Here is a 9,565-nt window from a genome sequence, read left to right as displayed (position 1 = left end):
GGTAGAGCATCACCTTGCCAAGGTGAGGGTCGCGGGTTCGAATCCCGTCTTCCGCTCGGAGCAAGACTCCTGGTGGAGTGGCCGAGAGGCGAGGCAGCGGCCTGCAAAGCCGTCTACACGGGTTCAAATCCCGTCTCCACCTCGGCCTGGCCGGCGGACCCCTCGGGATCCGCTAAAGTAAACGCAGCACCACGCGGAAGTGGCTCAGTGGTAGAGCATCACCTTGCCAAGGTGAGGGTCGCGGGTTCGAATCCCGTCTTCCGCTCTGAGTTCTAACTCAATACGGACGATTAGCTCAGCGGGAGAGCGCTTCCCTGACACGGAAGAGGTCACTGGTTCAATCCCAGTATCGTCCACCATGCTGAAAGAGAGCCCCAGGTCATAAGCCTGGGGCTTCTTGTTGTTCCGCGTTGATCATGGTTGTTGTCAGCACCGGTGCTGACGTTGTGCTGACCCTGGGAGCGGCATTGGGGCAAAGCTCTTGACGTCGGTCGGCACAACGATGAACATCCAGGTTATGGACGAGAAATCCCTAGCAACTAGCTCGGACGGTCAGCCCATGCGGCTACGGTTCATGGGCAGCACGTCCAACCAGGGCGGATGTCCGACTCTGCACGAGACAGATCGGGGGACCATCGTGGTCCAAGGTCTCCAAGTCATGCATCCCACCACCCTGGCCGACGCGCGAGACATCCTCGATGGTGAAGCGTTCGTCGAGGTTCCCAGGGAGTTGTTCAAGTTCCTAAGGTGACCGGATGACTCTGGTATCTGGTGACGACTTCGAGGAACTGTTCACCTCGTTCGAGGCGGCTGCATTCCGCCTCGAAACGCGCGAGCGGTACCACCTGGCCAAGGATGAGGAGGAGCCGCTTCGCCGCTTCCTCGCTGGAGAGCCCGACGACCTCGCTTGGATGAGCGGATGGCTGGACCTCATGCGGCACCACGCTAGACAGGGCCGAACCGTCCGGCGCGTTCGGGTGGTGTCACGCCCATTCTCCGACTACACACGGTTCAGCATGTCCGTGGCTCGCCACAGCATCCCGGCTGGCGACCAGATCCACTACCTCGACCGCACGGAGGCCGAACGACTCGGCCTCCCCTATTCCGACTGGTGGTTGTTCGACGACCAGCGCCTCGCTCTGCTTCACCTGGACGAGGAAAATGTTCTCCATGGCGCAGAGATCATCACGGATCCGAAGATCATCGCGAGGCACCGCAAGTGGCGTGACGTTGCATGGCGCAACGCGGTTCCCCTTGAGGAGTTCGTGAACCCCGGTGCGTGACATAGCCCGAGCCCGCCTTGCAATGGGGCAAGAGCTCAAAGAACTACGACTGGATGCCCGGCTGACCGGGCGGCAGCTTGCCGCCCGCTTCGGCTGGCAGGCATCCAAAATTTCTAAGATCGAAGGCGGCAAGCAGACCCCGTCAGAGGACGACATTCGGGCCTGGTGCGATGCGACTGGTCGGCCCGAAAAGGTGACCTCCCTCATCGCCTCACTCCGTGCCATGGAGACTCTCTACGGCGAATGGCGGCGGCAACTCAGGCTTGGCACAGCAACCCGGCAGAAGTCCTGGGCTGAGATGGAAGCGGAAACCAAACACTTCCGAGTGTTCGAGGCGGTATTGATTCCTGGCCTCCTCCAGACCAGCGAATACGCACGGCTTCGCCTCTCCCAGGTGATCGCCTTCCACAGCATCCCGAACGACCTCGAAGACGGCCTAGCCACCCGGATGCGCCGTCAGGAGATCCTCTACGCGCGAGACAAGTCCTTCCACTTCGTCATCTTGGAAGCCGCTCTCCGTCTTGGCATGGCTCCCCCCGACATCATGCTGGATCAATTGGAGCGACTTATAGCCGTGTCGCTCATGCCGCGAGTCCGGCTCGGCATCGTGCCACTGAACGCCCAGCTACCCTTCGCACCCCAGCACGGGTTCTGGATCTTCGACGAGCGCGCAGTTCACGTTGAGACGGTGGCCGCAGAGCTGACACTGACGCTTCCCGAGGAAGTAGCGCAGTATGTGCGCCTCTTCGATTGGTTCACCAAGGTGGCCCAGTACGGACAACATGCACGGCAGATCATCACCAAATCCATGGAGGCTCGCGCCGAAGGTGCTTGAGGTTCCCGTCCGGCTTCCATAGATGGACTCATTCGAGCAATTCCGAGCAACTTCCTTGTTAGTGCTCGCTGTTGCTCTTAGCGTCGAGACATGGCTCGCACACACAGAACATCATCGGCTGACGACCTGCAATGCCAGCCGATACCGGAGGAGGAAGCGGCAGCGCAGAACGCGGCTCTTGACCGGGTTCTGGAGCATCTGACGGCCGCAGGTATCCATGAAGCGCCCCGGCTGATCAAGCGGATTGCCGACCGATGCGCGATCAAGCTCTACTCCACCGGCGAGACCCTTTGGCACCCTCTCCAGCTCATCATCTACGCGAACGCCGGATGGAGAATCGCCACGGTCACCATCGGCCCTCGCTCCGGTAGCTACGCCGTCGAGTTGGCGCGCATCGGCCCGGACTACGAGACTCGGCACGACCGAATCGAGATGGTGCCGAGCGACCACCCAGACCGCGTCGGCCTGCTGGCCGCACAGAACGCCGGAGCGTCGGCATGACCACGGCCACGGCAACGGCAAGCGAGCGAGGGTTCCGCTGTCCGTACGTGATCGGGTGGACAGGAGAGGCTCAGAACCCTCCGCTGACGTGGGTACCGCGCCATGGCGGGTTGCGACTGAGCTACACCGTGCCCCAACGGGACGACTTCCGCAACGGTGTCCTCCTTCTGCGGCAGAGCCAGAGCCGCACGGGCCGACCCGACTTCAAGACGGTCAACACGCTGCGGCAGTGGCGCTGCATGGACAAGCGGCTGTGCCAGGTGTGCGCGCGGTCGGCTGTAGATCGAGAGACGGGCCGGATCTGGTGGCTGCTGTCGTCCGGCTACGGCGGTGATGGCGACGGCTACACCAACGCCCCACCGACGTGCCCGGCGTGCATCCCGGAAGCGATCTCACGGTGTTCCCATCTACGGCGCAACGCCGCTGTCTTCACCGTGGGCGACTGCTCCCCCTTCGCGGTGCGGGCGGATGTGTTTGTTTCTTACTTGCCGCCAGTGGTGCCGTTCGAACGCAACGCCATCCTCAGGTTGGATGAGTACGACATACATCATGCGCTGGCCCGTGAGCTGCTGATGCGGCTATATGACGTGCAGCCGGCCGTGACGGAAGGTGATGCGTCATGGGCGGCATAGGCAGGGCCCATCCGTTCGCGGATGACTGACAACCGAGTTGACATCTCCAGAAACGCGACGACCACACGCAGAACACACGGCTGGCCGAAGCTTTCCTTAATGGCCGGAGTGATCAAGCATTAGCGATTTGCGCTACGCGAGGTAGAACATCACGCCTTCGTTTCGTTCGGCGACCGCGAGGATGAACATGCGGAAATCCTCGAAGTCCCCTTTAATGAACCCGTAGTCGTCTCGTCCGTCGTACACCTCCTCGAACTGAACACTCCGCAACCAGTCGGCCAGCTCGAAGATGAGTCCCGAATCGAGCTCCATGGCCTGGTCGCGATCCTCCTCATCGTCTTCTTCTTCAAGGTCGTCGTCATCCTCGTCGTCCCAGTTCAGGTCGAGATAGTCCTCTCCTAGGAACACGTTGACCGGCGCGTCCCCGACCAAGCCATCCCACAGCTCCAATGAAAAATGCTCGATATAGAAGCTGCGGCGCTGGATGTCGGCGATCACAGTATTGAGCCAGAAGAGCATGATCAACTTCGTCGATTTGAGCCGGGCCGGGGAGCCTCGATCGCCTAATTGAGCCAGGTCACGACGTGTGCGTGTCGTCTGGACTTGGTCAGTCCGGCCCATGATCCTTTTGGTAGTCCATCAAGGGCTCGCCGAAGGGGGCGATCATGGCGCGGAAGGCATTCCACGTGGTCGACATCGCAGAGATCCTGATGCATTGGCATGCCGGCCGTTCCGTCAGAGAGATCGCCAACAGCTTGGGTGTGGCACGCAACACCGTGGCCAGGTACCTGGCTCCGGCGATCGCCGAGGGCATCACGCCCAGCGATGATCCCCTTAGCGCGGCGGAATGGGCCGAGTGGATCCACCTGTGGTTTCCCGCCCTGCGTGACACCAAGCTGCGGCGAACGACCTGGCCGCTGATCGAACCACACCGCGGCTACATCACCGATCAGATCGAACGCGGCGTCACGATCACCACCATCCACCAGCGACTGCGTGACGAACGCGGCCTGACATGCTCGATCTCCGCGATGAGACGGTGGGTTCACGCCAATGTGTCCGAGGAGGTCTCCCGTTCGCGGGTGGTGGTGCTGCAGCTGGAACCCGTCCAGCCCGGTCAAGAAGCCCAGGTGGATTACGGGCGATTGGGGGCGTGGGTCGATCCGGCCACCGGCCGTAAGCACCAGGTGTGGGCGTTCGCCCTGGTGCTGTGTGCCAGCCGTCACCTGTTCGTCAAGCCGGTCATCACGATGGACCAGCACGCATGGTGCCAAGCTCACGTGGAAGCGTTCGAGTTCTTCAAGGGTGTGCCCGCGCGCATCGTCCCGGACAACTTGAAGACCGGGGTCGATCGCCCGGACCTCTACGACCCGAAGATCAACAAGTCGTACGGCGAACTCGGCGCGCACTACCAGCTCCTCATCGACCCGGCCCGCAGCGGCAAGCCCCGCGACAAGGCGCGGATCGAACGGCCCATGCCCTACATCCGGGACAGCTTCTGGCGCGGACGAGAAGACAGCTTCGCCTCCGTGGCGGACATGGAGGCCGCGGCGCTGCGCTGGTGCGAACAGGTCGCCGGGCAGCGCCAGTGCCGGCCGTTGGAGGGCGCCGCCCCGTTGACCGTCTTTCACTCCGTCGAACAGCCCGCCCTGCGGCCCCTGCCCCGCCATCCCTTCGAACTGTGTCGATGGTTTCGGGCGAAAGTCGGTCCCGACATCCACTGCAGCGTGGACAAGGTGCTGTATTCGGTGCCGTGGAAGTACGTCGGCAAGCACCTGTCGGTGCGGATGACGGTGAACCTGGTGCAGTTCTTCTACGACGGTGACCTGGTCAAAACCCACGTGCGCAAGCCCCGCGGCAAGCAGACCGATCTGGCCGACTATCCGCCGGAGAAGATCGCCTTCCACATGCGCACCCCCGCTTGGTGCCGCCAACAGGCCGAGCAGATCGGATCGGCCTGCCTAGCGGTGATCGACGAACTCCTGGCTGACAACGCGCTCTATCACCTGCGCTCAGCTCAAGGGGTTCTGGCGATGGCCGACAAACACAACCCCGAACGGCTGGAAGCCGCCTGCGCCAAGGCGCTGGCCGTGGGCGACCCCTCCCACCGCACCATCAAGGGAATCTTGGCCGCCGAAACCGATCAGGGCGATCAGGCCGCCCGCCATGCCGGTGACGGCGGCGCGGGCGCATTCCTGCGCGGCCCGCAAGAGCTGTTCAACCACGACGCGGTCGCCCTGAACGCCTTCGACATCCCGGTCTCCTGACCCGCCGCGAGCGGACACGGCGCCCTCAAATCCAGCCTGACCTTCATCGTGGCGGACTCAAGGGCGCCGAAAATTCACCATCGAAAGGATACGGATCATGGCCACTCACATCGAGCTTGGCGCGCTGGACAAGGCCCTTCGCACGCTGCGACTCGGCGGCATGCTCGACACCCTTGATACCCGGCTCAGCCAGGCCCGCGCCGGCGACCTGGGACATATCGAGTTCCTGCAGGTTTTGTGCGAGGACGAGATCTCCCGCCGGGAGTCGGCCGCGATGGAGCGCCGCGAGCGTCGCGCCCGCTTTGACGAGCCGGTCACTTTGGAAGGCTTCGACTTCGCCGCCTCACCCAAGCTGCCCGCCGCTCAGCTACGCGACCTGGGGGCGCTGCGCTGGTTGCACGCCGGAGAGTCCGTGATCTTGTATGGCCCGGTCGGGGTCGGAAAGTCGCACATCGCCCAGTCTCTGGGCCAGCTCGTCATTCATCCGCCAGGGCATGGACGTTCGCTTCATCAAAACCTCCCGCGCGCTGGCTCACCTGGCAGGCGGGCATGCCGACCAGACCTGGCGCAAACGCCTAGCCGAGCTAACCAAACCCGCCCTGCTCATCCTGGACGACTGGGGCATGCGCGAACTCACCGCCGCCCAAGCCGACGACCTTTATGAACTGGTCTCCGAACGCTCTGGCAAGTCGATGATCCTCACCTCCAACCGGGCCCCGGAGGAGTGGTACAAGCTCTTTCCCAACCCGGTGGTCGGCGAGTCCCTCTTGGACCGGTTGATCAACACCAGCTATCGCATCTTCATGGATGGCCCGAGCTACCGCCCCAACAAACGCCCTGGCCAGACGCCTACGGCAAACCGGGCCAAGAGCCGATCCTGAGTCGCTCACCAGCGCTTCCCAGGCCCTGAACGGGGACGGGCCGATGAACCGCCCTTCTGCCGTCCGATCCGGCCCCACGGTGAGACGGCACAGCGGCCATTCAGGGTGGAACGTCGGGGCCCACGGCACCAGGACGATCCCGCCGAACGTGCCCGAAGCGGGGGCTTCGCAGCCCCCAGCCCCCGCGAGCCGGAGCACTCATCCGCGCGATTCTGTCTGTCACACCACCTCACCGTTCGCGCGAATAAGCACTCCGGACCGTTGCGGCACGTGCGGTTGGTCCTACGGACGTGTCGTGGCCCCAGCTTCCATTGAGGAGTGGCTCCACCTTGGTGAGGCGGATTCATGTTCTTGTGAGATTTGGCCAATCCCTCGCCCCACCGATCGGGTTTCCTCTAACCAACGTCCAACGCGACGAATGCCTGTGAGTAGTCGCCGTCGCGAAGCGCCTGCCTGGGGATGAGGAAGTTCAGCGAACCTCCCTTGGGAAATTCCCACTCGCCGAGGTTGCTGGAGAGGTGGAGAAGGTGGGTGTACTCCCCCCGCAGATCCGGGAGCGGGTCGCCCGGCGCTATCCACAGCGGCCAGCCGAAGGCTTGGTCGACATCGATCGCCCCCGGGTAATACCCGCCCGGGGAGTCATCCCCGGCGAACAGGCTGGTCACCGACTCCTCTGGGTCGCAGATGCTTGTGAGGTCGGGGCCCGGGTCGAGCCCGAAGCCCTCGATGAGATCCTCCAGCGCTCCGCCCCACCACATGTCGGGGAGCGACAGGCCAGGTTTGGCGTGCAGCGGGACGGTTGCGAAGGCGTGATCGTCGGGCGACCTGAGCTCAACGGCACTGGCCGGGTCCGCAGGGATGACCCGACAGTCCTCGAAATCATCGAGGAAGAAGTTGAGCAGTCCAGGCCGAACGGGCAGCTCGTCCCCGAGCCACGGGGCGAGTTCGTCGGTGTCGAGCACGGCGTACAGGCTGAGTGGCAGTTCATCGGTGTATGGCCACGGCGTTTCCGGGTCCAGGAGGGCCGCGCCGCCCAGGCGGCTGCGTCCCGCCGCCGGACGGGACTCGCCGGCCGGGCTGAGACCAAATCCCGGTCTGGCCAGCGCGGCCAACTGAGATCCCAAGTGCTCCCCGAGGAACTCGACGCAGACCGAACGAATGTAGGCGGCTTCTGACTGGTGATCCATTCGCCCGATCCCATCACATGCCCCCGACAGACCCGGCCACGGCGCCCGCAGCGTCGTCTCATCCATCCCCTGAGGACGAAGAACATGATCGAGCGGTCAGCATCCGCCCCGCGATGCTGCAGCCCTGACTGACACGGCGGGCCGATGAGGTGGCGTCCACGCCGGACTCGACCGGCGAACCTTTCCGGTAACAGCACTAGCTAGGGGCAGTTCGGTTCGGTCGTGTCGCAGATCGTTACGGTGGGCGAGTCCCATGTTCCCGTCAGAGTGACATGTCCGAAGCCCGGGCGGCCCGGCCGGGCCTCAAAGGTCGCGAGGTGTTTGATCAGGCCAGTCGAGGCTCGCTGAATCTCGATTCTGACAGTTTGAGGCTGAGTGCCCCCGATTTCAATATGTGCTGTCGTTCCTCCCCTGATCCAAGGGGTTCTCGAGGCACCCAAAGCGAACCGCATGTTCAGGCCGTTGTTACGTGACCTGTTGTGAGCAGCAATTGTTCCGGCCGCTTCGACCGACTGATCGACTGACGGTCCGGTCGATGCCGCTTGAGAGGGGGCGCTCATCACTCCCATTGTCCCCATGAGGACTACTACGGCAGCCAGGACGCCTGACAGGCGCCTAAGCGGTGATCTTTTAAGCATTTCATCTCCTCGTTCGGATGGATGGCAAGGCCAGGCGTCGGCCTCGACCACTTCGAAGGCCGCTCCTGGATCGGCTGGCAGCGGACAACAGCCCGGTGCCGATGTGGTCCTACTTGCTCAGGAAAGTGAGCAGGGCCTGGTTGACCTCGGCGGCGTGGGTCCAGAGCAGGCCGTGCGGGGCGCCCTCGATCTCGACGTAGTCGGCCTGCGGGACGCGCTTGTGGAACTCGCGGGCGGTGGCGTCGATCGGGAGGATCCGGTCGCCGGTGCCGTGCAGGATCAGCGCCGGGACGTCGATGGCGGCCAGGTCGCCGCGGAAGTCGGTGAGCCAGGTCGGCACGACGGCGCTGGAGGCGTACCAGGAGGCTCCGGCGGCGACGTTCCAGCTGTTGCGCAGCGCTTCCTCGGACAGGCGGCTGCCCAGGGTCTCGTCGGTGTTGTAGAAGTTGGTGTAGAAGTCGGTGAAGTAGGCGTACCGGTCGGCGGTGACCGCAGCCGTGATGCCGTCGAAGACCTCCTGCGGCACCCCGGTGGGGTTGTCGCCGGTCTGCAGCAGGAAGGGCTCGAGCGAGGCCAGGAAGGCGGCCTTGGCGACCCGGCCGGAGCCGTAGCGGCCGAGGTAGCGGCCGACCTCGCCGGTGCCCATGCTGAACCCGACGAGCACCACGTCGTTGAGGTCGAGGCTCTCGAGCACGGTGTTCAGGTCGGCGGCGAACGTGTCATAGTCGTAGCCGGTGGTGGGCTGGCTGGACCGGCCGAAGCCGCGGCGGTCGTAGGTGATGACGCGGTAGCCGGCCTTGAGCAGCGCCGCGCTCTGCCGCTCCCAGGAGTGGCCGTCGAGCGGGTAACCGTGGATGAGCACGACCGGCTGGCCCTCACCGTGATCCTCGTAGTACAGCTCGACATCGGTGCTGTTCTCGGTTCCGACCTTGATATACGACATGAGCAACTCCTGTCAGATGTGATGTTCGGTACGAGCGATTCCTGGATTCAGGCGGCGGCGTCCCAGGAGAGCAGCAATTCACCGACGGTGGCACTGAATCCGAAAGAACTGAATCGGGGTGACCACCACCGGGTGAAGTCGGATTCGTAGGTGAGCAGCCGTTGGGCAAGCGTCGGCAGATCGACGCCATCGTCGAGCTCGAGATGGACGATGAGCTGCGCGCTGCCGTCGGAGTTCGGCTGCAACCACATCCGCTCGCGGTGGTACCCCGCGTGCCGGGCCCGGTCGGCGAGACCGGAAAGATCGCCGTTCAGGTCCGCGAGAAGGTCACGAAACTCTTGCACTCGCTGCGCCGGAATCATGAGGGTCCACGCTGCGCTGGTCATACGATCTCCTTT

Annotated in this window: 11 protein-coding genes, 3 tRNA genes and 1 pseudogene; 10 read left to right on the top strand and 5 right to left on the bottom strand. The window is 63.8% G+C overall.

The features are described 5' to 3' along the window. Window positions 1-71 precede the first annotated feature (71 nt). From AB0J64_RS41505 to AB0J64_RS41475, 7 genes are all read left to right on the top strand, one after another. A tRNA-Cys gene (locus AB0J64_RS41505) sits at window positions 72-142 on the top strand. A gap of 51 nt (window positions 143-193) precedes the next feature. Continuing rightward, window positions 194-265 (top strand) — tRNA-Gly (locus AB0J64_RS41500). Between the two features lie 19 nt (window positions 266-284). Continuing rightward, window positions 285-359, top strand: a tRNA-Val gene (locus AB0J64_RS41495). Window positions 360-755: 396 nt separating this feature from the next. Beyond that, on the top strand, window positions 756-1,283 hold the full coding sequence (locus tag AB0J64_RS41490; RefSeq protein WP_364040410.1) for a DUF6879 family protein: 528 nt from the start codon (window positions 756-758) through the stop codon (window positions 1,281-1,283). Beyond that, a complete protein-coding gene (locus tag AB0J64_RS41485; protein WP_364040407.1) occupies window positions 1,276-2,118 on the top strand; it encodes a helix-turn-helix transcriptional regulator in 843 nt (280 codons plus the stop codon). The genes AB0J64_RS41490 and AB0J64_RS41485 overlap by 8 nt, the downstream gene beginning before the upstream one ends. A 90-nt stretch (window positions 2,119-2,208) precedes the next feature. Next, window positions 2,209-2,619 carry a hypothetical protein gene (locus AB0J64_RS41480; RefSeq protein ID WP_364040404.1) on the top strand — a complete coding sequence of 137 codons (411 nt, stop codon included), beginning with the start codon at window positions 2,209-2,211 and terminating at the stop codon, window positions 2,617-2,619. After that, the gene (locus tag AB0J64_RS41475; RefSeq protein ID WP_364040402.1) at window positions 2,616-3,251 is read left to right on the top strand and encodes a hypothetical protein; all 636 of its coding nucleotides are present in this window, start codon (window positions 2,616-2,618) and stop codon (window positions 3,249-3,251) included. The genes AB0J64_RS41480 and AB0J64_RS41475 overlap by 4 nt, the downstream gene beginning before the upstream one ends. 132 nt (window positions 3,252-3,383) lie before the next feature. Here the strand turns inward: AB0J64_RS41475 and AB0J64_RS41470 are convergent, their stop codons facing one another. Next, the gene (locus AB0J64_RS41470; protein WP_364040399.1) at window positions 3,384-3,770 is read right to left on the bottom strand and encodes a hypothetical protein; all 387 of its coding nucleotides are present in this window, start codon (window positions 3,768-3,770) and stop codon (window positions 3,384-3,386) included. 167 nt (window positions 3,771-3,937) lie between these two features. Between AB0J64_RS41470 and istA the strand changes: the two genes are divergently transcribed. Beyond that, window positions 3,938-5,518 (top strand): IS21 family transposase, encoded by a 1,581-nt coding sequence (gene istA, locus AB0J64_RS41465; protein ID WP_364040415.1) that lies wholly within the window; start codon window positions 3,938-3,940, stop codon window positions 5,516-5,518. 43 nt (window positions 5,519-5,561) lie between these two features. Here istA and AB0J64_RS41460 read toward each other — a convergent pair whose 3' ends face one another. Next, entirely contained in the window at window positions 5,562-5,735 is a 174-nt protein-coding gene (locus AB0J64_RS41460) for a hypothetical protein (protein WP_364040418.1), read from the bottom strand. On the opposite strand from AB0J64_RS41460, the pseudogene AB0J64_RS41455 reads away from it, so the two are divergent. Together AB0J64_RS41455 and AB0J64_RS41450 are read left to right on the top strand one after the other, a co-directional pair. Then, window positions 5,679-5,939, top strand: a pseudogene (locus tag AB0J64_RS41455) (ATP-binding protein); the annotation flags it as partial. The gene AB0J64_RS41460 and the pseudogene AB0J64_RS41455 sit on opposite strands and share 57 nt — an antisense overlap. Window positions 5,940-6,012: 73 nt before the next feature. Further along, window positions 6,013-6,399 (top strand): ATP-binding protein, encoded by a 387-nt coding sequence (locus AB0J64_RS41450; RefSeq protein ID WP_364040396.1) that lies wholly within the window; start codon window positions 6,013-6,015, stop codon window positions 6,397-6,399. Between the two features lie 395 nt (window positions 6,400-6,794). Here the strand turns inward: AB0J64_RS41450 and AB0J64_RS41445 are convergent, their stop codons facing one another. The 3 genes from AB0J64_RS41445 to AB0J64_RS41435 all read right to left on the bottom strand — a co-directional run bounded on the left by AB0J64_RS41445 (window position 6,795) and on the right by AB0J64_RS41435 (window position 9,553). Beyond that, complete coding sequence (locus AB0J64_RS41445; RefSeq protein WP_364040394.1) at window positions 6,795-7,652, bottom strand: DUF1963 domain-containing protein; 858 nt, start codon at window positions 7,650-7,652, stop codon at window positions 6,795-6,797. A 681-nt stretch (window positions 7,653-8,333) separates the two neighbouring features. Then, entirely contained in the window at window positions 8,334-9,167 is an 834-nt protein-coding gene (locus tag AB0J64_RS41440; protein WP_364040391.1) for an alpha/beta hydrolase, read from the bottom strand. 47 nt (window positions 9,168-9,214) lie between these two features. Next, window positions 9,215-9,553, bottom strand: coding sequence for a hypothetical protein (locus AB0J64_RS41435; RefSeq protein ID WP_364040388.1), 339 nt, complete (start codon window positions 9,551-9,553; stop codon window positions 9,215-9,217). Between the last annotated feature and the right edge of the window lie 12 nt (window positions 9,554-9,565).

This window comes from Nonomuraea sp. NPDC049695 (assembly GCF_040674955.1).
Lineage (GTDB): Bacteria > Actinomycetota > Actinomycetes > Streptosporangiales > Streptosporangiaceae > Nonomuraea > Nonomuraea helvata.
This window is presented reverse-complemented; position numbering and strand designations above follow the sequence as displayed.